The organism is Bradyrhizobium sp. 137, assembly GCF_023074095.1.
Classification (GTDB): domain Bacteria; phylum Pseudomonadota; class Alphaproteobacteria; order Rhizobiales; family Xanthobacteraceae; genus Bradyrhizobium.
Genome location: NZ_JADPKU010000007.1, coordinates 15523 through 38781 on the forward strand (window position 1 = coordinate 15523; position 23259 = coordinate 38781).

At 63.5% G+C, this 23259-nt stretch carries 27 protein-coding genes; 12 read left to right on the forward strand and 15 right to left on the reverse strand.

The window, feature by feature from the left end; translation table 11 throughout:
- Position 1: 1 nt before the first annotated feature.
- Both sdhD and sdhC read right to left on the reverse strand, forming a co-directional pair.
- Positions 2-418 (reverse strand): succinate dehydrogenase, hydrophobic membrane anchor protein, encoded by a 417-nt coding sequence (gene sdhD, locus IVA78_RS01650; RefSeq protein ID WP_247276140.1) that lies wholly within the window; start codon positions 416-418, stop codon positions 2-4.
- A complete protein-coding gene (gene sdhC, locus IVA78_RS01655) occupies positions 415-813 on the reverse strand; it encodes a succinate dehydrogenase, cytochrome b556 subunit (RefSeq protein ID WP_247299897.1) in 399 nt (132 codons plus the stop codon). The genes sdhD and sdhC overlap by 4 nt, the downstream gene beginning before the upstream one ends.
- Positions 814-1323: 510 nt before the next feature.
- Between sdhC and IVA78_RS01660 the strand changes: the two genes are divergently transcribed.
- The gene (locus IVA78_RS01660) at positions 1324-2184 is read left to right on the forward strand and encodes a sulfite exporter TauE/SafE family protein (RefSeq protein WP_247463872.1); all 861 of its coding nucleotides are present in this window, start codon (positions 1324-1326) and stop codon (positions 2182-2184) included.
- A gap of 148 nt (positions 2185-2332) precedes the next feature.
- On the opposite strand, the gene IVA78_RS01665 is transcribed toward IVA78_RS01660, so the two are convergent.
- Together IVA78_RS01665 and IVA78_RS01670 are read right to left on the reverse strand one after the other, a co-directional pair.
- Positions 2333-2797 carry a DUF3658 domain-containing protein gene (locus IVA78_RS01665; RefSeq protein WP_247463949.1) on the reverse strand — a complete coding sequence of 155 codons (465 nt, stop codon included), beginning with the start codon at positions 2795-2797 and terminating at the stop codon, positions 2333-2335.
- Between the two features lie 74 nt (positions 2798-2871).
- Positions 2872-4401 (reverse strand): malonyl-CoA synthase, encoded by a 1530-nt coding sequence (locus tag IVA78_RS01670; RefSeq protein ID WP_247463877.1) that lies wholly within the window; start codon positions 4399-4401, stop codon positions 2872-2874.
- 86 nt (positions 4402-4487) lie between these two features.
- Here IVA78_RS01670 and IVA78_RS01675 point away from each other — a divergent pair, with 86 nt between their 5' ends.
- The 4 genes from IVA78_RS01675 (at position 4488) to IVA78_RS01690 (ending at position 7747) form a co-directional block, all read left to right on the forward strand.
- Complete coding sequence (locus IVA78_RS01675; protein ID WP_247463880.1) at positions 4488-5249, forward strand: SDR family NAD(P)-dependent oxidoreductase; 762 nt, start codon at positions 4488-4490, stop codon at positions 5247-5249.
- A 337-nt stretch (positions 5250-5586) separates the two neighbouring features.
- Entirely contained in the window at positions 5587-6141 is a 555-nt protein-coding gene (locus IVA78_RS01680; RefSeq protein WP_247463883.1) for a fasciclin domain-containing protein, read from the forward strand.
- A gap of 180 nt (positions 6142-6321) precedes the next feature.
- Positions 6322-6951 (forward strand): cytochrome b/b6 domain-containing protein, encoded by a 630-nt coding sequence (locus IVA78_RS01685; RefSeq protein WP_247280356.1) that lies wholly within the window; start codon positions 6322-6324, stop codon positions 6949-6951.
- A 13-nt stretch (positions 6952-6964) separates the two neighbouring features.
- Entirely contained in the window at positions 6965-7747 is a 783-nt protein-coding gene (locus IVA78_RS01690) for a molybdopterin-binding protein (protein ID WP_247280355.1), read from the forward strand.
- A gap of 101 nt (positions 7748-7848) precedes the next feature.
- Here IVA78_RS01690 and IVA78_RS01695 read toward each other — a convergent pair whose 3' ends face one another.
- Positions 7849-9036, reverse strand: a complete 1188-nt coding sequence (locus tag IVA78_RS01695; protein WP_247280354.1) for a YbfB/YjiJ family MFS transporter — start codon at positions 9034-9036, stop codon at positions 7849-7851.
- A 219-nt stretch (positions 9037-9255) separates the two neighbouring features.
- Between IVA78_RS01695 and leuB the strand changes: the two genes are divergently transcribed.
- Positions 9256-10368, forward strand: coding sequence for a 3-isopropylmalate dehydrogenase (gene leuB, locus IVA78_RS01700; RefSeq protein ID WP_247280353.1), 1113 nt, complete (start codon positions 9256-9258; stop codon positions 10366-10368).
- Positions 10369-10512: 144 nt separating this feature from the next.
- On the opposite strand, the gene IVA78_RS01705 is transcribed toward leuB, so the two are convergent.
- The gene (locus tag IVA78_RS01705; protein ID WP_247280352.1) at positions 10513-10908 is read right to left on the reverse strand and encodes a hypothetical protein; all 396 of its coding nucleotides are present in this window, start codon (positions 10906-10908) and stop codon (positions 10513-10515) included.
- Positions 10909-11118: 210 nt separating this feature from the next.
- Positions 11119-11907: a hypothetical protein gene (locus IVA78_RS01710; protein ID WP_247463886.1), complete on the reverse strand. Its 789-nt coding sequence runs from the start codon at positions 11905-11907 to the stop codon at positions 11119-11121.
- A 116-nt stretch (positions 11908-12023) separates the two neighbouring features.
- On the opposite strand from IVA78_RS01710, the gene IVA78_RS01715 reads away from it, so the two are divergent.
- Positions 12024-13058 (forward strand): aspartate-semialdehyde dehydrogenase, encoded by a 1035-nt coding sequence (locus IVA78_RS01715; protein WP_247280351.1) that lies wholly within the window; start codon positions 12024-12026, stop codon positions 13056-13058.
- A 115-nt stretch (positions 13059-13173) separates the two neighbouring features.
- Here IVA78_RS01715 and IVA78_RS01720 read toward each other — a convergent pair whose 3' ends face one another.
- Positions 13174-13818 carry a carbonic anhydrase gene (locus tag IVA78_RS01720; RefSeq protein ID WP_247463888.1) on the reverse strand — a complete coding sequence of 215 codons (645 nt, stop codon included), beginning with the start codon at positions 13816-13818 and terminating at the stop codon, positions 13174-13176.
- Between the two features lie 103 nt (positions 13819-13921).
- On the opposite strand from IVA78_RS01720, the gene IVA78_RS01725 reads away from it, so the two are divergent.
- The gene (locus tag IVA78_RS01725; protein WP_247280349.1) at positions 13922-14803 is read left to right on the forward strand and encodes a CoA ester lyase; all 882 of its coding nucleotides are present in this window, start codon (positions 13922-13924) and stop codon (positions 14801-14803) included.
- A 340-nt stretch (positions 14804-15143) separates the two neighbouring features.
- Positions 15144-16625 (forward strand): tetratricopeptide repeat protein, encoded by a 1482-nt coding sequence (locus tag IVA78_RS01730; RefSeq protein ID WP_247463891.1) that lies wholly within the window; start codon positions 15144-15146, stop codon positions 16623-16625.
- A gap of 84 nt (positions 16626-16709) precedes the next feature.
- On the opposite strand, the gene IVA78_RS01735 is transcribed toward IVA78_RS01730, so the two are convergent.
- The 3 genes from IVA78_RS01735 to IVA78_RS01745 form a co-directional block, all read right to left on the reverse strand.
- Complete coding sequence (locus tag IVA78_RS01735) at positions 16710-17495, reverse strand: capsular polysaccharide synthesis protein (protein WP_247463894.1); 786 nt, start codon at positions 17493-17495, stop codon at positions 16710-16712.
- Between the two features lie 79 nt (positions 17496-17574).
- The gene (leuD, locus tag IVA78_RS01740) at positions 17575-18180 is read right to left on the reverse strand and encodes a 3-isopropylmalate dehydratase small subunit (RefSeq protein WP_247463897.1); all 606 of its coding nucleotides are present in this window, start codon (positions 18178-18180) and stop codon (positions 17575-17577) included.
- A gap of 273 nt (positions 18181-18453) precedes the next feature.
- Positions 18454-18852, reverse strand: a complete 399-nt coding sequence (locus IVA78_RS01745) for a metallopeptidase family protein (protein ID WP_247280345.1) — start codon at positions 18850-18852, stop codon at positions 18454-18456.
- A gap of 156 nt (positions 18853-19008) precedes the next feature.
- Here IVA78_RS01745 and IVA78_RS01750 point away from each other — a divergent pair, with 156 nt between their 5' ends.
- Positions 19009-19287 carry a hypothetical protein gene (locus IVA78_RS01750; protein WP_247280362.1) on the forward strand — a complete coding sequence of 93 codons (279 nt, stop codon included), beginning with the start codon at positions 19009-19011 and terminating at the stop codon, positions 19285-19287.
- A 55-nt stretch (positions 19288-19342) separates the two neighbouring features.
- Complete coding sequence (locus IVA78_RS01755; protein ID WP_247463899.1) at positions 19343-19597, forward strand: hypothetical protein; 255 nt, start codon at positions 19343-19345, stop codon at positions 19595-19597.
- Between the two features lie 4 nt (positions 19598-19601).
- Here the strand turns inward: IVA78_RS01755 and IVA78_RS01760 are convergent, their stop codons facing one another.
- Positions 19602-19901, reverse strand: coding sequence for a DUF1330 domain-containing protein (locus tag IVA78_RS01760; protein WP_247463902.1), 300 nt, complete (start codon positions 19899-19901; stop codon positions 19602-19604).
- A gap of 178 nt (positions 19902-20079) precedes the next feature.
- On the opposite strand from IVA78_RS01760, the gene IVA78_RS01765 reads away from it, so the two are divergent.
- Positions 20080-20652 carry a hypothetical protein gene (locus IVA78_RS01765; RefSeq protein ID WP_247463919.1) on the forward strand — a complete coding sequence of 191 codons (573 nt, stop codon included), beginning with the start codon at positions 20080-20082 and terminating at the stop codon, positions 20650-20652.
- A gap of 102 nt (positions 20653-20754) precedes the next feature.
- Here the strand turns inward: IVA78_RS01765 and IVA78_RS01770 are convergent, their stop codons facing one another.
- From IVA78_RS01770 to rplS, 3 genes are all read right to left on the reverse strand, one after another.
- Positions 20755-20964 (reverse strand): hypothetical protein, encoded by a 210-nt coding sequence (locus tag IVA78_RS01770; protein WP_247463922.1) that lies wholly within the window; start codon positions 20962-20964, stop codon positions 20755-20757.
- A gap of 92 nt (positions 20965-21056) precedes the next feature.
- Positions 21057-22463: a 3-isopropylmalate dehydratase large subunit gene (leuC, locus tag IVA78_RS01775; RefSeq protein WP_247463925.1), complete on the reverse strand. Its 1407-nt coding sequence runs from the start codon at positions 22461-22463 to the stop codon at positions 21057-21059.
- Between the two features lie 412 nt (positions 22464-22875).
- Positions 22876-23256 carry a 50S ribosomal protein L19 gene (gene rplS, locus IVA78_RS01780; protein ID WP_247463927.1) on the reverse strand — a complete coding sequence of 127 codons (381 nt, stop codon included), beginning with the start codon at positions 23254-23256 and terminating at the stop codon, positions 22876-22878.
- Positions 23257-23259 lie beyond the last annotated feature (3 nt).

A 23259-nucleotide genomic window follows, 5' to 3' on the forward strand; every position in this document is an offset into this window, starting at 1 on the left:
GTTACACTCCGGATGACAGTTTCAGGATCGCGTAGGTCGAGGCGAGCGCCACGGCGACCGAGAAGAAGTTGTTGAGCATGATGGCGGTGAGCTTCAGCTTCTCGTTATGGACATAGTCCTCGATCACCACCTGCATGCCGATCTTCATGTGCCAGGCGCTGGCGATGATGAAGAGGAGCAGGATCACCGCGACAGGAATGGAGCTGAGAATCTGCGCAGCGCCGACCTGGTTGCGGCCGAGCAGCATCATGATGATCACCAGCACCGGGATCATCAGCAGCGTCATCGCGACGCCGGTGATGCGCTGGCGCCAGAAATCGGACGTGCCCGAATGCGCGGCGCCGAGATTGCGGACGCGGCCAAGCGGGGTGCGCATCGAGGGACGCTGCGGCGAGCCGTGGGATTCGTCAAAACTCATCGGCCGCCTCCAATCGCATAGGCGATGATCCAGATCAGCACCGTCAGAGCGATGCCGCCGATCAGGGCGCCCCAGGTCAGCGCTTCCCGCTCATTGGCCTTGAAGCCGTAGCCGAGGTCCCACACGAAATGCCGGATGCCGCTGAGCATATGATGCATCAGCGCCCAGGTGTAGCCGAACACGATCAGCCGGCCGATGATGCTGCCGGCGAAGGCCTGGACATGGCCATAGGCGGCCGGACCGGAGGCTGCGGCAACCAGCCACCAGACCAGCAGCAGGGTTCCGACATAAAGGGCGATACCGGTGGCGCGATGGACGATGGACAGCGCCATCGTCAGCGTCCAGCGGTAGACTTGCATGTGTGGCGAGAGCGGTCGTTCGATCCGTGCGGTCATGGGCTTTGATGTTGTATCGCGGCCCAACAGAAGGGCGCGTGGGGATCGGAAAGGTCGGCTCTATTTACGGAGTCGATTTCGCCTGCGCAATCACCAAATGGGCATAAATCGAACGCGAGTTCAGCTCTAGAGCGTTGATGAAACAAGGCCAATCAGAGGCTTGGTATACCAGAGCCAAGGCCTACCAACGAAAGATCGAATATATGTTCATCCTTTGTGAGCTTCGGGGAGGTCCATTGAAATCACTATTGGAACGCCTCCAAGCCATGATGGTGGTGCGAATGTCGCTCGCGCCAGTCAGTTCATGACGCGCGAAGCGCCTCGGGCGAACGGCCATGTCCAATTTCTGCCGTGCGCACCGATTTTCCGCGCGATGGCGGATATGCGCGTCCTGCATCCCACCCAAGGCGGCAGGCGCGGCGTGTCGACCGGGCAAATCAGATCTTCTACAGCTGGGCCTGCAGCCGAATCCGAGCGGACGTTTCGGGGCGATGCCGGAGTAGGTCAGGGGTGATTGCAGGCCTTGATATCAAGGAGATCATCGAGCTCGCGCTGTTGCTGATTGCAACCGGCGCACTCTCGGGATTCCTGGCCGGCGTGTTCGGCATCGGCGGCGGCGCGATCCTCGTGCCGGTGCTCTACGAATGCTTCCGCATCGTTGGCGTGCCGCTGGAAGTGCGGATGCCGCTCTGCATCGGCACCTCGCTCGCGATCATCATCCCGACCTCGCTTCGCTCGTTCCAGGCGCATTACCGGCGCGGCGCGGTCGACATGGCGATCCTGCGCCTCTGGTGGCTGCCGATCGTCATTGGCGTTGTCGCCGGCAGCGTGGTTGCGCGCTACGCGCCGGAGCGGCTGTTCAAGATCGTGTTCGTCTGCGTCGCCTACGCCGCTGCGGCGAGGCTCGTCTTCGCGCGCGAGAGCTGGAAGCTCGGCGGCGATCTGCCGAAGGGCGGGTTGATGCGGGTCTACGGCTTCTGCGTCGGCATCCTCTCGACGCTGATGGGCATCGGCGGCGGCCTGTTCTCCAACCTGCTGATGACGTTCTACGGGCGTCCGATCCATCAGGCGGTCGCGACCTCATCGGCGCTCGCCGTGCTGATCTCGATCCCCGGCGCGCTCGGCTACGTCTATGCTGGCTGGCCGGCCGCGGCGACCTATCCGGCCATCGTAGCGCTGCAAGTTCCGTTCGCGCTCGGCTACGTCTCGCTGATCGGCGCCGCGCTGGTGATGCCGATGAGCCTCGTCACCGCGCCGCTCGGCGTGAAAGCCGCGCATGCAATGTCGAAGCGGACGCTGGAGGTCGCGTTCGGCTGCTATCTGTTCATCGTGGGCAGCCGGTTTGTGCTGAGCCTGTTGGGCGGACAGTAGCTACACACTCCCGCATTGCGAGCGAAGCGAAGCAATCCAGAATCTTTCAACAACAGCAGTCTGGATTGCTTCGTCGCAAGAGCTCCTCGCAAGGGCGGGGTTGAGAGCGTACGCTACACCAAGTGACCGGACTGAGCCCCGATCTGGCCTAATCGGCGGTCTCGTCCTTCAATCGTACTTCGCTGTGGCGCCACATTCGGAGATCGCCGATACCGTCGATGCGATCGGAGTCGGAAAGCGCCTTCAATCGCGCAGCAACCGTTTCGTCGTCGATCGACAATCCAAGTTCCCTGCAGCGATTCACCACAAGCCACACCATCATGGCGGTCTTCCGCCAAGTCCGCTCCATGACCGAAAAAATGATCTCGTCGAAACGCTGCTCGGTCACTGGCGGCAGAAGCTGGACGTCATTCCATGTGAGCTCACTGGTGACCGTCGGCTCCTCTAAATCGGCCAATGGCGGCTCCAGATCCGGATGCTGCTCGTAAATCGGCAGGAGCAGCTTGTCCTCCAGAGCGCCGACGAGCGTTAAGCCAGTCTCCGAGCTCCATCCGCTCGGTCTTGCCAAGTGCTGCAATCGCCATTCGAGCCCGGTCGAGGGCTTCGCAAGCATCAAGCAGATGATCGTTGATCCGGACGGCCTGCTCTCGGTTCATGCGTTCCCCCCAATCCCGGAGCGATTGAGCCCTATTTCTTCGCGTAGATATCCTTATACGTCTCGCGCAAAATGTTCTTTTGCACCTTGCCCATGGTGTTGCGCGGCAGCTCGTCGACGACGAAAACGCGCTTGGGCATCTTGAATTTGGCGAGCCGCCCTTCCAGGCCCTTCAGCACGGTCGCCTCATCGATGCTCGCGCCGGGCTGGCGCACCAGCACCGCGGTGACGCCCTCGCCGAAGTCGGCGTGCGGCACGCCGATCACGGCGGATTCGACCACGCCGGGCATGGCGTCGATCTCGCTCTCGATTTCCTTCGGATAGACGTTGAAGCCGCCCGAGATGACGAGGTCCTTGCCGCGGCCGAGGATGTGGACGTAGCCCTTGGCGTCGATCTTACCGAGATCGCCGGTGATGAAGAAGCCGTCGGGCCGGAATTCCGCCTTGGTCTTCTCCGGCATACGCCAATAGCCCTTGAAGACGTTCGGGCCCTTCACCTCGATCATGCCGACTTCGTCGCGCGGCAGCTCTTTCCCTGTCTCGGGATCGGTCACGCGCAACGAGACGCCGGGCAGCGGGAAGCCGACCGCGCCGGGCACGCGCTCGCCGTCATAGGGGTTCGACGTGTTCATGTTGGTTTCGGTCATGCCGTAGCGCTCGAGCACGGCGTGGCCGGTGCGGGCCGACCATTCGCGATGGGTCTCGGCCAGCAGTGGCGCGGAGCCCGAGATGAACAGCCGCATGTGCTTGGTCGTTTCGTGCGACAGCGCGGGGTTCTGCAGAAGCCGTGTGTAGAAGGTCGGAACGCCCATGAGCACCGTGGCGCGCGCCATCAGCTTGATGATCAGATCCGGATCGAGCTTCGGCAGAAAGATCATCGACGCGCGCGCGAACAGCGTCACGTTGGTCGCAACGAACAGGCCGTGGGTGTGGTAGATCGGCAGCGCGTGGATCAAGGCGTCCTTGTCCGTGAAGCGCCAGTAATCGACGAGGCTGAGCGAATTCGACGCCAGATTGTCGTGGGTGAGCATCGCGCCCTTGGAGCGGCCCGTGGTGCCGGACGTATAGAGGATCGCGGCGAGGTCGCCGTTTTCGCGCGGCACCGTCGTAAACTCGCTGCTCGCCTTGGCGGCGGCATCCGTCAGCGAGCCCCTGCCGTCAGGGCCGAGCGTCTCGACCACGGCTTTCACCTTGGCAGCGATCGGGGCGAGGCCCTCGGCCTTGGAGGGATCGCAGACCACCAGCGACGGTTCGGCATCGCCGATGAAGTAGTCGAGCTCGTTCAGCGTATAGGCAGTGTTCAGCGGCAGATAGACCGCGCCGGCCCGCACGGTGGCAAGATACAGCACGATATTGGCGACCGATTTCTCCACCTGCACCGCGACGCGATCGCCGGGCTTCACGCCGCGTGCGACCAGCACATTCGCCATCTGCCCCGCGCGCGCGATCAGATCGCCATAGCTGATATGGGCGCCGTCATGCGTCTCGATCGCGAGGCGTTTGGGATCGGAAAGGCCGTCGAACAGGCGGGAAAACAGGTTGGCGTTGGCAGCTTGGTTCATGCAACATTCCTCGCCGGTAAAGGCCGGTCAAAACCGAGGGCTGGATTAGCAAAAACCGCCCCGCAGAAGCAACGGAGACAGTTGGCATGACAAGAAACGGGAAACGCGTGGCCTGGGTCACCGGCGGCGGCAGCGGCATCGGGGAGGCCGGCGCCGAGGCGCTCGCGGCCGATGGCTGGACGGTGGTGGTCTCGGGCCGGCGCCAGCCAGCCCTGGATGCCGTGGTCGCGAAGATCACGGGAGCGGGCGGGACGGCCGAGGCCATTATGTTGGACGTGTCCAACGCCACGGAAGCCCAGAAGGCGGCCGATCAGATCGTCGCCAGACATGGCCGGATCGATCTGCTGGTGAACAATGCCGGCATCAATGTCCCGAAGCGCAGCTGGAAAGACATGGAACTGGAAGGCTGGGACAGACTGGTCCAGGTCAATCTTAACGGCGTGCTCTATTGCATGCGCGCGGTGCTGCCGACGATGCGCAAGCAGCAGGACGGCGCGATCATCAACGTCTCGTCCTGGGCCGGCCGTCATGTCTCGAAGATGCCGGGCCCGGCCTATACCACGACCAAGCATGCGGTGCTGGCGCTGACCCATTCCTTCAACATGGACGAATGCGTCAACGGCCTGCGCGCCTGCTGCCTGATGCCGGGCGAGGTGGCGACGCCGATCCTGAAACTGCGCCCGGTGGTGCCGAGCGAGGAGGAGCAGGCCAGGATGCTGCAATCCGAAGATCTCGGCCGCACCATCGCCTTCATCGCAAGCATGCCGGCCAGAGTCTGCATCAACGAAGTGTTGATCAGCCCCACGCATAATCGCGGCTTCATCCAGACGCCGCAGAGCAGGGATTGAATGTCAGCCTGGAGCGCGGATGGAGGCACACTGCCGTAGGGTAGGCAAGGGCGCGAAGCGCTCTGCCCACCATCTCTCCGCATTTGAGGAAGCGCATGGCGCGCTTTGCTCACCCTACAGGACCGTCCGCTTCGCACCCTCTCGCGCGCCCCCACACGTAATTCCTTCCCCATAGTTTCACGCATCACAAAGAGTTTTGACCCGAAACCGCAGCCCAAGCCCTCCCGTAATTCGGTCCAACGACGGCACTGCTGCATCACCCCACACTGTCGCAGCCGCCGTTGTTGCCAGCTCAACGCCGGCCGTCGCCGGTCTCAATTCAATCGGGAGATTCTCCATGTCGAAGCGCATTGCCTGTCTCGCTGCCGCCGCCTTCAGTGCCCTCGCCATCACCGCGACCGTCGTCGCGCCTGTCAGCGCCGAGGAAAAGACCGTCATGGTCGGCGGCGCCGCGATGTTCCCGTCCAAGAACATCGTCCAGAACGCGGTCAACTCCAAGGACCACACCACGCTCGTGGCGGCGGTGAAGGCGGCCGGCCTGGTGCCGACGCTCGAAGGCAAGGGCCCGTTCACGGTGTTCGCGCCGACCAACGCCGCCTTCGGCAAGCTGCCGGCCGGCACCGTCGACAATCTGGTCAAGCCCGAGAACAAGGCGGCGCTGACCAAGATCCTGACCTACCATGTCGTGCCCGGCAAGCTCGATGCCTCTGCCCTCACCGACGGCAAGAAGCTGAAGACCGCAGAAGGCGAGGAGCTGACGGTAAAGAAAATGGACGGCAAGGTCTGGATCGTCGACGCCAAGGGCGGCACCTCGATGGTGACGATCTCCAACGTCAACCAGTCGAATGGCGTCATCCATGTGGTTGACACCGTGCTGATGCCGGCGACGTAATACTGCGCGGTCCTGTTTCATCCCCCGAACAGGAGGCCTTGAGGCGGCGAGCCGGGGGTACCCGGCTCGCTTTATTGTGACCGTGATAGCCTGCCGGTATCGATTCGATGCCGGAAGGGCGTAACGAAAGCGGACGCTTCGGCGTATAATTGCTGTCACGACCTTCAGGACGGAACCATCATGGCGAGCCTCACAGTCAGCGACGAGCAGGTCAGGGCCACTCCGGCCAAAGTGATCCAGCCGGCCTGGGTGCGGATCATGCACTGGATCAATGCGCTTGCCATGATCCTGATGATCCTGTCGGGCTGGCAGATCTACAACGCCTCGCCGCTGTTCGGCTTCAGCTTTCCGCGCGAGTACACACTCGGCGGCTGGCTTGGCGGCGGCCTGCTCTGGCATTTTGCGGCGATGTGGCTGTTGATGATCAACGGCCTCGCTTATCTCATCACCGGGTTCGCCACCGGCCGCTTCCGCAAGAAGCTGCTGCCGATCACGGCGTCCGGCGTGCTGCACGACGTCAGGGCGGCGCTGACCTTCAAGCTCGGCCATGACGATCTCACCGTCTACAATTACGTGCAGCGCCTGCTCTATGCCGGCATCATCGTGGTCGGCGTGCTGATCGTGCTCTCGGGCCTCGCGATCTGGAAGCCGGTGCAGCTCTATTATTTGGTGATGCTGTTCGGCGATTATCCAACCGCGCGCTATGTGCACTTCTTCTGCATGGCCGCGATCTGTGCGTTCCTGATCGTTCACGTTGCTCTCGCGCTGCTGGTGCCGAAGAGCCTACGCGCGATGATCATTGGTCGTTGAGAGGGAGGAGATCATGGCCAAGCGCTCATTCCTGATCCCCGGCGTCGACAAGCGATTGCTGATCAAGGACTCCATCAAGACGATGCCTGATGTCACCCGCCGCCGCTTCATCGCGGGCGGCGCCAGCTTAGGGGCGCTGACGCTGCTCACCGGCTGCGACGTCGTCGATTCCTCCTCGGCCGAGGAGATGCTGAAGCAGGTCTCCAAGTTCAACGACGCGGTGCAGGCCTTCATCTTCAATCCCGATGCGCTGGCGCCGACGTTTCCCGAGAGCGCGATCACCAAGCCGTTCCCGTTCAACGCCTATTACGATCTCGACGACGCGCCCGACGTCGACGGCAAAGACTGGAAGCTCGAGGTGCGCGGCCTCGTCGACAACACGAAGTCCTGGACGCTGGATGAGCTCTACAAGCTGCCGCAGGTCACGCAAATCACCCGCCACATCTGCGTCGAGGGCTGGAGCGCGATCGGAAGCTGGACCGGCACGCCGCTGCGCGATTTCCTCAAACTGATCGGCGCCGACACGCGTGCGAAATATGTCTGGTTCCAGTGCGCCGACAAGGACGGCTACAACTCGCCGCTCGACATGCGCAGCGCGCTGCATCCGCAGACCCAGATGACATTCAAATACGCGAACGAGATTCTGCCGCGCGCCTACGGTTTCCCAATGAAGATCCGCGTGCCGACAAAACTTGGCTTCAAGAATCCGAAATACGTGGTGTCCATGGAAGTCACCAACGACTACAAGGGCGGCTATTGGGAAGACCAGGGGTATAATTCGTTTAGTGGGAGCTGATTGAGGCTGTCATTCCGGGGCTCGCGAAGCGAGAACCCGGAATCTCGCGCCACAAACCTCTGGATTCCCGGTTCGCGCTGCGCGCGCCCCGGAAACGACGATTATGCCGACGCCACCTTGCGCTGGCACAGCGCCGCCAACGCCCCCAGCGCCAGCAGCGCCGCCGATACGTTCAACGCGTAACTCAAGCTCCCCAGCGCATCGGTGATCGCGCCGACCACGATCGGCCCCAGCGTCTGGCCGACGCCGAACGAGATCGTCATCGCCGCGATCGCGGTCGGCCACATCTCGGGCGGATAGTTGAAGCGCACGAAGGCGGTGGTCGAGCCGACCACGGCGAAGAACGCGACGCCGAACACCACCGCGGAGACCGCAAGCCACGCCGGCGAATGTCCCAGCATCGGCAAGGCGGCTCCTAACGCGTTGGTGCCGAGAATGATGGCGGTGGCAAGCCCGCCGCGATCGAGCGCCAGCACGCCGCGCCAAACCCATGGCGTGACGAAGGCGCTCAGCCCGATCAGGCTCCAGAATGCGGCCTGTGCCGCGGCCCCGCCGCCGCCGTCGCGCACATAGGCGATCATGAAGGTCATGTAGGCGATGTAGCCGGCGCCGAACAGGAAGTAGCCGGCGAGATAGATCAGCACGGGCAGAATCGCAAACGACGCGTGGCTGCCTTCCGAGAAGCGCGCACCGCTTTCGATGCGGATCAGGAACAGCGGAATCGTCATTGCGACGGACAGCAGCGTCAGCGCCCACCAGACGATCCACCACGAGCCTGGCCCGAAATATTGCAACGTGAACGGGGCGATCAGCCCCGAGGCGAGAATGCCGATGCCCGGGCCGGCGTAGAACAGGCTCAGCAGGAAATTGGCGCGCTCCGGGCGCGACTGGGCGATGGTCGCAGCCAGCGCGCCGCCGGCGACGAAGCCGGCCGCCGCGCCCAAGCCCAGCACGAGGCGCGCGAGGCTCAGCGCAACGAAATTGCCGGATAGCGCGCAGGTGGCGAGCCCGGCGACGCAGGCCAGGGTTCCCAGGCGGATCGCCGCCGACCAGCCGACCCGCTGGATCAGCCGGGACGCCACCAGCGCGCCAACGAGGTAGCCGACGGCGTTGATGGTGTTCATGAACCCGGCCGCCGAGTAGGACCAGTCGAGGGTCTCCCGCATATCCGGCAGCACCAGTGCATAGGCAAAGCGGCCGATCCCAAGCCCGACCGTCGCCGCCAGCGACAAGGTCAGGATCAGCCGCGCGGGATGCGCGTAGGGCGGCAGGCGGTCAGGGGCGTGCAAGGAGTACTCCGGCCGCGCGAGTGTGGCAGGCTCCATCCGTTTTGCACAGCCGGCTCCCCGGCAATGGTGTCTTGCCAAGCGCGCAACGCCGCTCTAGCACTCCGGCCGAAATTCATCCCCTTCGTCATGCCCGGGCTTGACCCGGGCATCCATCTTTTCAAGAAGGCTGGATTGCCGGGTCAAGCCCGGCAATGACGAGGAAAAACTGAGGATACGACCATGGCGACCCATAAACTGCTGCTGCTCCCCGGCGACGGTATCGGCCCCGAGGTGATGGGCGAGGTGAAGCGGTTGATCGATTGGCTCAATTCGGCCGGCATCGCCAAGTTCGAGACCGATACGGGCCTTGTTGGCGGCGCAGCCTATGACGCGCACAAGGTGTCGATCTCGGAAGGCGACATGGCCAAGGCCAAGGACGCCGACGCCGTGATCTTCGGCGCGGTCGGCGGCCCGAAATGGGATGCCGTGCCCTATGAGGTGCGCCCGGAGGCCGGCCTGCTTCGCCTGCGCAAGGATCTCGCTCTGTTCGCGAACCTCCGTCCCGCCATGTGCTACCCGGCGCTGGCCGATGCATCCAGCCTGAAGCGCGAAGCGGTCGAGGGCCTCGACATCGTCATCGTGCGCGAGCTCACGGGCGGGGTCTATTTCGGCGAGCCCAAGACCATCACCGATCTCGGCAACGGTCAGAAGCGCGCCGTCGATACCCAGGTCTACGACACCTATGAGATCGAGCGCATCGCCCGCGTCGCTTTCGAGCTTGCCAAGAAGCGCAAGAACAAGGTGACGTCGATGGAGAAGCGCAACGTCATGAAGTCGGGCGTGCTCTGGAACGAGGTCGTCACGCAAGTTCACAAGCGCGAATACCCTGACGTCACGCTCGAGCATCAGCTCGCCGATTCCGGCGGCATGATGCTGGTGAAGTGGCCGAAGCAGTTCGACGTCATCGTCACCGATAATCTGTTTGGCGACATGCTGTCCGACATCGCGGCGATGCTGACCGGATCGCTCGGCATGCTGCCCTCGGCCTCGCTCGGCGAGGTCGACGTCAAGAGCAAGAAGCGCAAGGCGCTGTACGAGCCGGTGCACGGCTCCGCCCCCGATATCGCCGGCAAGGGCCTCGCCAATCCCATCGCGATGATCTCGTCCTTCGGCATGGCGCTGCGCTACTCCTTCGACATGGGCGATCTCGCCGACAAGGTCGATGCCGCGATCGCCGCCGTGCTGGCCAGCGGCCTGCGCACCGCCGACATCAAGTCGGAAGGCACCAGAGCCGCCTCGACCACGCAGATGGGCGAAGCGATTTTGAAGGAATTGCAGAAGCTGCATGGGTAGATGCCGTCATTCCGGGATGGTCCGAAGGACCAGAGCCGGAATCTCGAGATTCCGGGTTCGGCTCTTCGAGCCGCCCCGGAATGACGGCCCAAACAAAATGGCCGGGCGTGAGCCCGGCCATTTTGATTCGGTCGACGGTCCGCTTCAGTACAGCGGGAAATTCTGCGGGTAACCGCCGACATCCTGCGGCGGCGAGAGCGGCTGGCGGTCGATCGGACGGTTGAGGTTCTCGCGGGCGAAGGACGGATAGCCCACCGCCGGCGGGAAGGCGTAGTCGCTGAACTTGCGGTCGCCGGGATTGACCTCGGTGCCGCCGTCGAGCCAGGAGCGCTTGCTCACATAGATGCGGGTGCGGCCCTGCTGGTAGACCGCGTTGGGGCCGCTCGGTCCGTAATAGTGTCGGCCGCGCTCGTCATAGCGCTTGGTCTTGGTGTCGGCCGAAGCCGGCGAAGCCAAACCGATCGCAGAGGACATGGCAATGACGACGCCCGCCGCAAGCAAGGTCGCCAATTTGTTCGCCGCAGAGAAATTCAAGCTCATCACGTCCCCTTCAGGCGGCAGGCCGCCAGTCGATTTCACCCCATACTAGCCCGGCCGGGGCAGACGCAACTAGGTCAATTGGGTCACACCAGCTCGGAATAATCGCGCGTGCCGGCAAAAGTTGCATCAATACCAGCCACTTGAGCTTGATGCGGTCTTGAGCGTGATCCGGAAAAGTGTGCAGCGGTTTGATCACGCTCAAACAACAACCTAAAGCGCCCCGCGCAATTGCGCGTTGGCGGCGCCCAGCAGCCAGTCCGGTGATCCCGGGGAATCGCAGGTGCGGCGCTTCAACTCGGCGCGGGCGAACAATTCGGCCAGCCTTGGCTCGTTGCCCGAGGTCAGCAGCGTCAACCGGTTCAGCGTGCAGGCAATCGCCGCGCGCCGGGCGGGCAGGGTGTTGCCCTGGCAGGAGAAGCCGGAGATCTGCAGCGCCGGCTCCTCGCTGCGCTTGAGATAGCCGAGGCAAGCCCGCGTCCCCTCCGCCGCGCCGACCGGCCGGAACAGGGCGACCGGACCGAATTTCGTGTCGATCAGGCCGGCCTGCTCCAGCGTGCTCGTCGTGCTCAATCCCATTTCCACGGCCAGATCCGCAATCGCCGGACGAGCCACGTCGAACTCGCCGCCTTCCCGGTAGATGTCGAGCTCGGCCACGGGCTGGCCGGCCTCGTTTGTCCAGCGCAGCACGTCCCTGCGGCCGCCTTCGGGATGCCGAAGGATGGTGTAAGAGGCTGTTTTCTCTGATGAATCGATCCGGCTGATGGCGAAGGCCGGGTGCGAGCGGTCGGCCACGCTCCAGGCTGGCTTGTCCGCCGGCTCATCGTCGCGCAAGTCGGGCAGCTGGCCGAGGGCCGCGAGGGCGAGGATGGCAAACAGGGCGAGCGCCCCCACATAGGCGATCAGGCGCGCCAGCGTGCCGACGACCTCATCGGCGAAGGCTGCAAGCGCCAGGTGGATCTGGGTGGGGCTAACGGCCGTGCTGGCCTCTGGCGACTGCATCCACGGCCTTCAGGCATGGTCCAACGTTGTCTTGAGGCCGGTTCTCGCATAGAAGCGCTGCTCTTCCTGTTTAAGCGTCAGCTTCAGGAACGGGCTTTTTCATCGGAGAGTGAACGATGGGTTACAAAGTCGCAGTCGTCGGCGCGACCGGCAATGTCGGACGGGAAATGCTCAACATCCTGGATGAGCGCAAATTCCCCGCCGACGAGGTCGTGGCCCTGGCGTCACGCCGCAGCGTCGGCGTCGAGGTCTCCTATGGCGATCGCACCCTGAAGATCAAAGCGCTTGAGCATTACGACTTCTCCGACGTCGACATCTGCCTGATGTCGGCGGGCGGCTCGGTGTCGAAGGAATGGTCGCCGCAGATCGGCGCGGCCGGCGCGGTCGTGATCGACAATTCCTCGGCGTGGCGCATGGATCCGGACGTGCCGCTGATCGTGCCGGAAGTGAATGCGGCTGCGACCGAAGGCTTCAAGAAGAAGAACATCATCGCCAACCCGAATTGCTCGACCGCGCAGCTCGTCGTCGCGCTCAAGCCGCTGCACGACAAGGCGACCATCAAGCGCGTCGTGGTCTCGACCTATCAATCCGTGTCGGGTGCCGGCAAGGACGCGATGGACGAATTGTTCTCGCAGACCAAGGCCGTCTACACCAATGACGAGCTGGTCGCGAAGAAATTCCCCAAGCGCATCGCATTCAACGTCATCCCCCACATCGACGTCTTCATGGAGGACGGTTACACCAAGGAAGAGTGGAAGATGATGGCGGAGACCAAGAAGATTCTTGATCCCAAGATCAAGCTCTCCGCCACCTGCGTGCGCGTGCCGGTCTTCGTCGGTCACTCCGAGGCCGTCAACATCGAGTTCGAGAACCCGATCAGTGCGGACGAAGCCCGCGAGATCCTGCGCAAGGCGCCGGGCTGCCTCGTCATCGACAAGCAGGAGCCCGGCGGCTACGCCACCCCTTACGAAGCGGCCGGCGAGGACGCCACCTATATCAGCCGCATCCGCGAGGACGCGACGGTGGAGAACGGCCTCGTGCTGTGGTGCGTGTCCGACAATTTGCGCAAGGGCGCCGCGCTGAACGCGATCCAGATCGCGGAAGTCCTGATCAACCGCAAGCTGATCAGTGCGAAGAAGAAGGCGGCGTAAAGTCGAGCTGCCGTAGGGTGGGGCAAAGGCGCGAAGCGCCGTGCCCACCATCTCTCCAGATTGCGACAGAAGTGGTGGGCACGCTCCGCTTTGCCCACCGTACAAGAGTGGTAGCCTACGCCACGCTTTGCGCGCTCCTGAATTCCTTCGCGGCCTTGTCCAGCACGAACAGCGTGCCCTCGGCCACGCCGAAATAGGCGCCGTGGGTCTGCATCTGGCCGCTCTCCACCGCCTTGCGCACGAACGGGAAGGTCATCAGGTTTTCCAGGCTGCGGAACACCGCGGCCTTCTCGATGCGCTCGACGAACTGCGCCATGGTCTCGTGCTCGCGCTGCTCGACCACCTCGCCCGGCTTGATGAACATCTGCATCCATTTGCCGATGAAGTCGCCCGGCGTCAGCGGCTCGCTCTTGTCGATGAAGGCACGGATGCCGCCGCATTGGGCGTGGCCGAGCACCACGATGTGCTTCACCTTCAGCACCGTCACCGCAAATTCCAGCGCCGCCGAGACGCCGTGTGCGTTCTCGTCAGGCTGATAGGTCGGCACCAGGTTGGCGATGTTGCGGACGACGAAGAGTTCGCCCGGCCCGGCATCGAAGATCACCTCGGGGGAGACCCGCGAGTCGCAGCAGCCGATCACCATCGTCTCGGGCGACTGTCCTTTGACAGAGAGTTCGTGATAGCGGTTCTGCTCGGTCGGCAGCCGCTGGGTGGCGAAGGCCTTGTAGCCTTCCAGCAAATGCTTCGGGAATGTCGTCATGCCTATGCCTAATCATAGACCGCAGGGGCGAACAAGCCTTTCGAATAGGCAGGCCAGATGCTATCGGCTTCGGTCAGAGGACTGACGAGGAAGGAACGCTCGCATGACCCGCCCGCGCCGCAGCCATCTGTTCATGCCCGGCTCCAACCCCCGCGCGCTGGAAAAGGCGCGCAATCTTCCCGCCGACGGCCTCATCCTCGACCTCGAGGATTCCGTCGCCCCCGAGGCCAAGGCGGTGGCGCGCGACGGCATCGCCGCCGCGATCGCCGCCAAGGGTTTTGGCAAACGCGAGGTCCTGATCCGGACCAACGGCCTCGACACGCCCTGGTGGGCCGGTGACGTCGCGATGGCTGCTAAGGCGTCCCCGGACGGCATCCTGGTTCCAAAAGTTTCAAGCATCGAAGATCTCGATACGATCGGCCGGAAGCTGGCCGAGCTTGGCGCTGCGTCGACCGTGAAGGTCTGGGCCATGATCGAGACCGCGCGCGCCGTGCTCCATGCCGAGGAACTGGCCGCCGCCGGCCGCGATCCGTCGAGCCGCCTCGCAGGCTTCGTGTTCGGCCCGAACGACATTTCGCGCGAGACCCGCATCAGGATGCTGCCGGGCCGTGCCGCGATGATCCCGATGATCACCCATTGTATCCTGGCGACGCGCGCCCACGGCCTCGAAATCCTCGACGGCCCCTATAGCGACATCGCCAATGCCGACGGCTTTGCCACCGAATGCGCGCAAGGTCGCGATCTCGGCTTCGACGGCAAGACGCTGATCCATCCCTCGCAGATCGATGCCTGCAACGCGATCTTCACCCCGCCCGAAGAGGAAGTCGCGCGGGCGCGAAAAATCATCGCGGCGTTCGAATTGCCGGAGAACGTCTCGCGCGGCGCGATCCGGCTCGACGGCGCGATGGTGGAGCGCCTGCACGCGGACATGGCGCGGCGAACGATCGAGATCGCAGACGCAATCGCGGCGATGGGGAAGGGCTGAGCCATGGGCGCAGCCCGCTGCGTCCTCCTCGATCTCGACGGAACGTTGGTCGATTCCCGGCGGCGTGCCTGGATCACAAGCCTGAGCTGCTCGCCCATATCCTATCCAAGCACGATATCTCTGGACCTCTCGCCGGTGCGCCGGCATGTTCGCAACCGGGCATGATGCTCCTCAGCAAGCGCTCGAGTGCACGGGCATCTATCCTCAGCACCAACTGGCGACAGCCGCCGCGAAGCCGATATTCCTGTGATTTAGGTCACACAGTCCGGCTGGTTGCCCCATTAAATTTGCGCCGTTTAAATATGGCTTCCATCCTTTCGATATGGCGAGTGGGGTTCTTATGCTCCGCAAATTATTTTACTGCTTTGTCATTCTTGCCCTCGCTGGCCCGGCAGCGGCTGTCGATCGCGTCAAGGGCGACACGAGCGCTGCCATTGCAGCCGCCTCGGAGGCGATCCGGCGAGATCCCAAGGATGCGAACGCCTACTACAACCGGGGCAACGCTTACAGCGCTAATGGCAACAATGATCGTGCCATAGCGGACTACACGGCAACGCTCCGTCTCGATCCGACGCATGCGCACGCGTACTACAATCGCGGCAACGCTTATAGCATCAAAGGCGACACGGAGCGTGCGATCGCGGACTACACGGCGACAATCCGGCTCGATCCGGCCTATGCGAACGCGTACTACAATCGAGGCAATGCCTACAGCAACAAAGGCAACACCGACCGCGCAATTGCTGACTATAGCGAAGCGGTTCGCCTGCAGCCCACCAATGCAAACGCCTATTTCAACCGCGGGAATGCATACGGCAGCAAGGGGGACGCGGACCGCGCCATTGCAGATTACACAGGAGCGATACGCGTGGATCCCACATACGCGAACGCGTATGTCAATCGCGGATTGGCCTACGAGAAGCGCGGAGATTTCGCCAAAGCAAGGGCCGACTTCAATGCCACGCTCGGATTGGCCCATGGCGCCACAAGATGGGCCCAGGACAAGGCCCGCGAGCGGCTTGCTGTCCTGCCTTCGCCGCGGCCAGCAACGATATTGGTCGAGAAACCCAGTGTCGCGCCGGCTGTCGTGGCGTCCGGGGCTGCGAACGGCGATCGCCGCATCGCTCTCGTGATCGGCAATTCGGCTTATGAAAACGTCGCCGCGCTAGCGAACCCCGTGCGGGATGCAAGCCTCGTCGCCGACGTGCTGAAGCTCACTGGGTTCGAAGCAGTTACTCTGCTGACCAATCTCCGCAAGGATGCGCTGGTGAATGCCCTGCGCGAATTCGCAGCACGTGCGGAAACGGCGGATTGGGCCGTCGTGTATTATGCCGGGCACGGCATGGAAGTCGGCGGCGTCAACTATCTCATTCCGACGGATGCCAAGATTGCCGCGGATCGCGAAATCGGATTTGAAGCCGTTCCGGTTGATCAGGTTCTCAATGCGGCGGAGCGCGCCAAAAAGCTGCGCCTCGTCATTCTCGATGCCTGCCGCGACAACCCATTCGCAAACCAGATGAAGCGGACGATGACGGTGGCGTCGCGTTCGGTATCGCGAGGTTTGGCCCCGATCGAGCCAGAGGCGGGAACGCTGGTGGTCTACGCCGCCAAGGATGGCGAGACCGCACTCGACGGTGACGGGATCAATAGTCCGTTCGCGGCTGCCTTCGTCAAGAATGTTCCAACGCCGGGCCTCGAAGTCCGCAGGCTCTTCGATTTCGTTCGCGACGATGTCATGGAAGCGACCGGTCGTCGGCAAAAACCCTTCAGTTACGGCTCGATCTCCGGCCGACAGGACTTCTATTTCGTGGCTGCTAAATGATCTTCAAACGAAGAGCAATCTCAGTGCCCAACGCGGACTTGCTTGCGGGAGAGCCGCCTTTGGAGCGCACTTTCTACGCGGCCGCTATCCGAACCGCTCCGCCGCCCAGGCATACAGGCTGCCCGGAATCGGCTTTTCGCCGCCACGGCCCTTGGGCGAGATGTGCAGGCCGATGATCTCGGGATTGGTGACGAGGCCGAGATAGCTCGATGGATCGAAGAACAGTTTTGGCTCGGCATGCACGGCGTAGAACGATTGCTTGGGCAGCGCGTAAGCGAGCTCGCCGGTGCGACGCGCGAGCGCGGTCAGTGCCGCCGGTCCGTAGATCGCCACGCGAATGTCCGAGAGACGGTTCGAGCCGCCGCGGAGGCGGCGCATCGCGAAGGTGACGCGGTGGCGCACGGACAGCCAGTTCGGCGTCAGCTCCTCCTGCTCCATCAGCTCCTCGAACGCCGCGACGATGCCGTGCCCGGCCGGCAGGTAGATCACGGAATTGCCGAGTTGGCGCGGCCGCTCCCAGGCGAAATAGGGTTTTGCCGGATCGATCTCGACGGGCTTCAGCAGCAGCACGTCGGCATCGAGCCAGAGGCCGAGGCCCTTCGCCATCAGCTTCATGCGGAAGAAGTCGCTGAACTGCAGCGTGGTCCAGTCGCGCCAGCTGCCGTCCGGCTGCGGCGGCCGCAATCGTTCGGAGAAGGCGTGCGGCAGGATCGCTTCGGCATCCGCATTCGCGATGCCTGCAGGCAGGCCCGGAATGGTGTCGAAGCTATAGACCGTGATCTTGTGGCCGGCAGCCAGCTGCGAGCGCAGACAGGTCTGGCGCAGGGCGTCCATCGGACCATGCCAGAAGGTGACGATGTCGGGCAGCATGCGCGAGCTATAAGGATAGTCAGAGCAAAGAAAAAGCCCCGGCGCGGTCAGCACCGGGGCTCGAACCAGAAAAGCGATCTCAGGCCCAGGCGCGTTCGCGCTTGAGCTTCTCCTCATAGCTGTCGATCGAGTCCTTCTTTTCCATCGTCAGGCCGATGTCGTCGAGGCCGTTGATCAGGCAGTGCTTGCGGAACGGATCGATCTCGAATTTGACCTTGCCGCCGTCGGGACCGCGGATTTCCTGGTTGGGCAGGTCGATCGTCAGCGTCGCGTTGGCGCCGCGCTCAGCGTCGTCGAACAGCTTGTCGAGGTCTTCCTGCGAGACGCGGATCGGCAGAATGCCGTTCTTGAAGCAGTTGTTGTAGAAGATGTCGCCGAACGAGGTCGAGATCACGCAGCGGATGCCGAAGTCGAGCAGCGCCCAGGGCGCGTGCTCGCGGCTCGACCCGCAGCCGAAATTGTCGCCGGCCACCAGCACCTTGGCGTTGCGATAGGCCGGCTGGTTCAGCACGAAATCGGGATTCTCGCTGCCGTCGTCCTTGTAGCGCTGCTCGGAGAAGAGCCCCTTGCCAAGGCCGGTGCGCTTGATGGTCTTGAGGTACTGCTTCGGAATGATCATGTCGGTGTCGACATTGATGATCTTCAGCGGCGCCGCGACGCCTTCCAGCGTGGTGAACTTGTCCATGGTTGCGCTTCCCGGATGGGTCTAGGGGACAGGTGTTTATCGCGATCGGGCTGGAAATCCTAGGCCGAATTCGGCAGATCTCGTCTGCTGGCGGGTTTGAGGCTGGACTGGTGCGGCATCGGGATTGCACCTCTCCCGCTTGCGGGGGAGGTCGACGCGCGTAGCGCGGCGGGTGGGGGCTCTCTCCTCTAGGGGACTTTCCCGCTGTGGAGACACCCTCTCCCAGCCCTCCCCCGCAAGCAGGAGAGGGAGCGCACCGGCTTTGTGCGGCCCTCAATCCGCCTTCGCCTCAATCGCGGCCATATCGTCGTCCGACAGACCGAAATGGTGGCCGATCTCGTGGATCAGGACGTGGCGGACGATGTGGCCGAGGGTCTCGTCGTGCTCGGCCCAATAGTCCAGGATCGGCCGACGGTAGAGCCAGACCATGTTGGGCAGCCGCGCCACGTCGCCGAAACTCTGCTGCGGCAGGCCGATGCCCTGGAACAGGCCGAGCAGGTCGAACTCGCTCTCGCATTGCATCTCGTCCAGCACCTCATCGGTCGGGAAGTCGTCGACGCGGATGATGACGCCCTCGCAGAGCTTGCGAAACTCCGCCGGCAGGCGCTCGAAGATGTCGTGCGCCGTCGCTTCCATCTCGGCCAGTGAGGGCGCTTTCAATTCCGTCCACATGGGGTTCTCTTACCGCGGGTTCCGCGGCGATGCATCTGGCTTTATAAGCCCGGCGAGGTTGACGAGCGCCGCCAAAACGGGGAGCGTGGGACCTCGAATGGGACGTTTCAGGTGGGCGGAAAAATGCGAGCGAAAACAGCGCTGACGCTACTGTGCATGGGGTTGTTTTCGCAGTTTTGCGTTGGCGCCGAGGCGCAGACCGCCCCCGAGATCCGTCTCGCCCAGGCCGCCTCGCCGGACGACGTTCCCCCGCCGCGCAAGCGGGCCCCGGCACGCCTGCGCGTCACGCCCTATTACAGCCCGGACGGTGTCTATCCGCGCTACAATCCGGGCCCCGACGCAGTCCGCGTGTGCAACGCCACCTATGTGCAGGAGTACCGCCCGAGCGGCACGGTGATCGTGCCGCGTGTGAGCTGTTACTGGCGCCGGGGCTGATGCCAGGTTCACTGCCCGCGCCAACGAACGGCGCGGTGGCCTCGTGGGGGTCGTCATGGCGAGATGGATTGCATTAGCCGTTGCCGTCGGGCTTGCCGCCGGTCTGCCGCGCGCTTCCACTGCGCGAAGGGTGCCGGAGGCCGCGGCCGGGATCGCCGTTTTCGATGTGCGACGACACGCGCGAACCCATGACATGGTGCGGCCGGCTGCGCACCATGATCCACGCTATTACGCGCGGCCGGTCCACTACCGTCCCTATCCCTACGCGGTGCCTGCTCCCTTCGTGTTCGGCTACGGGCCGTGGTGGTGACGCGTTAGCGGTCTGGCGCAAATCCCTTGACCAGAAGTATCGTCGCCTGCGCACCCGCTTTGCGGTCGCGCGAGATTTCCTCGTAGTCGGGTGCGTTCGAGAAGGCGAGGAACGCAGCCTCATCCGGGAATGACATCATGACAATCTTGTCATGCAGCCATGCGCCATCGAGCACGCGCGGATGTTCGTCCGCGGCGAGCAGCTTTCCGCCATACTTCTTGAACACGTCGAAGAAGCGCTCCTGATAACGGTCATAGGCCGCGCGGTCTGTCATCTTCAATTGCGCAATCGCGTAGACAGTCATTTCCAAAACTCCTTCCGTCGCGGCACTGCGTCGCATCGCGAAGCCCAGCGTCGTTCATTCATGGGGCGTTCACATCGGTCTCCTCAGTCTAATCCAGGGAGCGACCGCAATTGAACAGCGTTTGGCGCGGCCAAGACGTCGCGCCGCAACTGCGCTGTCCAGATTTAGGGAGGATTCCATGCTGAGGACATCAGGTCTCAAGGCAAGCCCGATGCGCTTGCTCGGGATCGCGGCCGCCACGGCGCTGATGCTGTCGGCCGGCACCGCGCGTCGCGCTGAAGCACTCACGTTGATCAATCCGGCCACGTCGCCCGCGACGAAGGCTGCAGCCGACGATCTCGTCATGCAGGTTCGCCACGGCGGCGGGCACGGCGGACATGGTGGCGGCTTTCACGGCGGAGGTTTCCGCGGTGGCGGCTTCCATGGCGGCGGAGGACATATCGGCGGCTTCCGCGGCGGTGGATTTCGTGGCGGCCATATCGGCGGCTTCCGCGCCGCGCCGGCCTTTCACAGCCATATCGGCGGCTATCGCTATGGCGGCGTTCGCTACGGTGGCTATGGCGGCTATCACCGTCACTGGGGCTATCACCGCCCCTATTACGGCTACCGTCACTTCCACCGGCGCTATTATTACGGCGGCTATTATCCCTACTACCACTATCCGCGCCGCTGCCGGATCATCTGGACCTATTACGGCCCGCGCCGCGTCTGCCGCTGGCCCCGCTGGCACTATCCGTACCGGTATTGGTGATGTGAGTTAGCACCGTCATTCCGGGGCGATGCGAAGCATCGAACCCGGAATCTCGAGATTCCGGTCTGGCGCTTCCGCGCCACCCCGGAATGACAGCGTGGCCTACAGCCAATCCTTCAGCTTCCACGACGCGGATTTCCACCGCCGCAAATTCTCAAGCTTCCATTGCCTGAACATCGCCGGCGGCCAGCGGCTGAGCTTCGAGGTTTCCTGGACCTCGGGCTTGGCAACAATGCGCAGCGGCGTTGCGCGCCGGCGGTGCTGGCGCGTGGCCTCGCTGATCAAATCGACATATTCCGGCTTGTCGGCCATGGCTTGCGTCCTCGCGAAATCCGCGAGGACGCAATGTCGGCGCTGCCGATTAAGGGCAGCTTGCCGCGATCGCTATAATTGCAGGGAGCAGCTCAGCGCCAGTCCCTGACGTCGACGAAGTGACCCGCGATCGCCGCCGCTGCCGCCATCGCCGGCGACACCAGATGGGTGCGGCCCTTGAAGCCCTGACGGCCTTCGAAGTTGCGGTTCGAGGTCGAGGCGCAGCGCTCTTCCGGCTTCAGCTTGTCCGGGTTCATGGCGAGGCACATCGAGCAGCCCGGCTCGCGCCACTCGAAGCCGGCCTTGATGAAGATATTGTCGAGACCTTCAGCTTCGGCCTGCTCCTTCACGATGCCCGAGCCCGGCACCACCATCGCATTGACGTGGCCAGAGACCTGCTTGCCTTCCGCGATCTTGGCGGCGGCGCGCAAATCCTCGATGCGGCCATTGGTGCAGGAGCCGATGAAGACGCGGTCGAGCTTGATGTCGGTGATCTTCGTTCCCGCCGTCAGGCCCATATACTTGAGCGCACGATGCTTGGAGATGCGCTTGGCCTCGTCCTCGATCTTGTCGGGGTCGGGCACGATGCCGGTCACCGAGATGACGTCCTCCGGGCTAGTGCCCCAGGTCACGATCGGCGGCAGCTTTGCGGCGTCGAGCCGCAGCTCGTGGTCGAAATGCGCGCCTTCGTCGGAACGCAGTGTCTCCCAATAGCGCATCGCTGCGTCCCAAGCCGCGCCCTTCGGCGCCTTCGGCCGGTCGCGCAGGAAGTCGTAGGCCTTCTGGTCGGGTGCGACGAGACCGGCGCGGGCGCCGCCTTCAATCGACATGTTGCAGACCGTCATGCGGCCTTCCATGCTGAGCGCGCGGATCGCTTCGCCCGCATATTCCAGCACGTAGCCGGTGCCGCCGGCGGTGCCGATCTCGCCGATGATGGCCAGGATGATGTCCTTGCCCGTCACGCCGTCAGGCAATTTGCCATCGACGGTGACGCGCATGTTCTTCGCTTTTTTCTGGATCAGCGTCTGCGTCGCCAGCACGTGCTCGACCTCGCTCGTGCCGATGCCATGCGCGAGCGCGCCGAACGCGCCGTGCGTCGAGGTGTGGCTGTCGCCGCAGACGATGGTGGTGCCGGGCAGCGTAAAGCCCTGCTCGGGGCCGATGACGTGAACGATGCCCTGGCGCTTATCGAACTCGTTGTAATATTCGATGCCGAATTCCTTGGCGTTCTCGGCCAGCGCCTTGATCTGCTCGATGCTTTCCGGGTCCGGATTCGGCTTGGTGCGGTCGGTGGTCGGCACGTTGTGGTCGACGACGGCGAGCGTCTTCTCGGGCGCGTGCACCTTGCGACCCGTGGCCCGCAGGCCTTCGAACGCCTGCGGCGAGGTCACCTCGTGCACCAGGTGGCGATCGATATAGAGCAGGCAGGTGCCGTCCTCGGCTTCGTGCACCAGATGGTCGTTCCAGATCTTGTCGTACAATGTGGTCGGCTTGGACATGAGCGTCAGCTCCGAAGGAATGCTGTGTAAGCGGATAGGCGCACTTGGCGCGCGGGCAACAAAATCGTCGGCGCAGCGTTTAAGCTGCGCGCGTAAGCTCTGAGGTTGCCGAGGTCGCGAAGCGTCCGAAGAACCGGCCAGGCAGCCGCGAGCGATCGTCGATGACGATGCGCTTGACGGGGGCGAGGCTGGTCAGATCTGGAAACATTCTAGAGATATATAGCACGCGGAAGTTAAAGCGCGAGAGCTTAGCGGCGTCGTCATTGCGAGCGCAGCGAAGCAATCCAGAAATGCGTCCGCGGAGACAGTCTGGATTGCTTCGTCGCAAGGACTCCCCGCAATGACAGCGCGGGGAAACAAAAAAGCGCGGAGCCGAGCCCCGCGCTTTTCGAAACTTGCCTGGTGGCGAAGCTTACTCGCCGACGGCAGCCGCGCGGTCCTGCTTCTCGGCGATGCGGGCCGACTTGCCGCGAAGGTTGCGGAGGTAATAGAGCTTGGCGCGGCGCACCTTGCCGCGGCGCACCACCTTGATCGAGTCGATCATCGGCGACATCACCGGGAACACACGCTCCACGCCCTCGCCATAGGAGATCTTGCGCACGGTGAAGCTCTCGTTGAGGCCACCGCCGGAACGGCCGATGCAGACGCCTTCATAGGCCTGCACGCGGGTGCGGTCGCCTTCCACGACCTTCACGTTGACGATCACGGTGTCGCCGGGGCCGAATTCCGGGATGTCCTTGCCGGCGGACAGCTTGTCGAATTGCTCTTGTTCGAGCTGCTTGATCAGGTTCATGGG

Coding starts and splice junctions, on each gene's coding strand:
- sdhD (WP_247276140.1), bottom strand. CDS start 418: ATGAGTTTTGACGAATCCCACGGCTCGCCGCAGCGTCCCTCGATGCGC.
- sdhC (WP_247299897.1), bottom strand. CDS start 813: ATGACCGCACGGATCGAACGACCGCTCTCGCCACACATGCAAGTCTAC.
- IVA78_RS01665 (WP_247463949.1), bottom strand. CDS start 2,797: ATGCTTGCGAAGCCCTCGACCGGGCTCGAATGGCGATTGCAGCACTTG.
- IVA78_RS01670 (WP_247463877.1), bottom strand. CDS start 4,401: ATGAACCAAGCTGCCAACGCCAACCTGTTTTCCCGCCTGTTCGACGGC.
- IVA78_RS01675 (WP_247463880.1), top strand. CDS start 4,488: ATGACAAGAAACGGGAAACGCGTGGCCTGGGTCACCGGCGGCGGCAGC.
- IVA78_RS01680 (WP_247463883.1), top strand. CDS start 5,587: ATGTCGAAGCGCATTGCCTGTCTCGCTGCCGCCGCCTTCAGTGCCCTC.
- IVA78_RS01685 (WP_247280356.1), top strand. CDS start 6,322: ATGGCGAGCCTCACAGTCAGCGACGAGCAGGTCAGGGCCACTCCGGCC.
- IVA78_RS01690 (WP_247280355.1), top strand. CDS start 6,965: ATGGCCAAGCGCTCATTCCTGATCCCCGGCGTCGACAAGCGATTGCTG.
- leuB (WP_247280353.1), top strand. CDS start 9,256: ATGGCGACCCATAAACTGCTGCTGCTCCCCGGCGACGGTATCGGCCCC.
- IVA78_RS01705 (WP_247280352.1), bottom strand. CDS start 10,908: ATGAGCTTGAATTTCTCTGCGGCGAACAAATTGGCGACCTTGCTTGCG.
- IVA78_RS01710 (WP_247463886.1), bottom strand. CDS start 11,907: ATGCAGTCGCCAGAGGCCAGCACGGCCGTTAGCCCCACCCAGATCCAC.
- IVA78_RS01715 (WP_247280351.1), top strand. CDS start 12,024: ATGGGTTACAAAGTCGCAGTCGTCGGCGCGACCGGCAATGTCGGACGG.
- IVA78_RS01720 (WP_247463888.1), bottom strand. CDS start 13,818: ATGACGACATTCCCGAAGCATTTGCTGGAAGGCTACAAGGCCTTCGCC.
- IVA78_RS01725 (WP_247280349.1), top strand. CDS start 13,922: ATGACCCGCCCGCGCCGCAGCCATCTGTTCATGCCCGGCTCCAACCCC.
- IVA78_RS01730 (WP_247463891.1), top strand. CDS start 15,144: ATGCTCCGCAAATTATTTTACTGCTTTGTCATTCTTGCCCTCGCTGGC.
- IVA78_RS01735 (WP_247463894.1), bottom strand. CDS start 17,495: ATGCTGCCCGACATCGTCACCTTCTGGCATGGTCCGATGGACGCCCTG.
- leuD (WP_247463897.1), bottom strand. CDS start 18,180: ATGGACAAGTTCACCACGCTGGAAGGCGTCGCGGCGCCGCTGAAGATC.
- IVA78_RS01745 (WP_247280345.1), bottom strand. CDS start 18,852: ATGTGGACGGAATTGAAAGCGCCCTCACTGGCCGAGATGGAAGCGACG.
- IVA78_RS01750 (WP_247280362.1), top strand. CDS start 19,009: ATGGGGTTGTTTTCGCAGTTTTGCGTTGGCGCCGAGGCGCAGACCGCC.
- IVA78_RS01755 (WP_247463899.1), top strand. CDS start 19,343: ATGGCGAGATGGATTGCATTAGCCGTTGCCGTCGGGCTTGCCGCCGGT.
- IVA78_RS01760 (WP_247463902.1), bottom strand. CDS start 19,901: ATGACTGTCTACGCGATTGCGCAATTGAAGATGACAGACCGCGCGGCC.
- IVA78_RS01765 (WP_247463919.1), top strand. CDS start 20,080: ATGCTGAGGACATCAGGTCTCAAGGCAAGCCCGATGCGCTTGCTCGGG.
- IVA78_RS01770 (WP_247463922.1), bottom strand. CDS start 20,964: ATGGCCGACAAGCCGGAATATGTCGATTTGATCAGCGAGGCCACGCGC.
- leuC (WP_247463925.1), bottom strand. CDS start 22,463: ATGTCCAAGCCGACCACATTGTACGACAAGATCTGGAACGACCATCTG.
- rplS (WP_247463927.1), bottom strand. CDS start 23,256: ATGAACCTGATCAAGCAGCTCGAACAAGAGCAATTCGACAAGCTGTCC.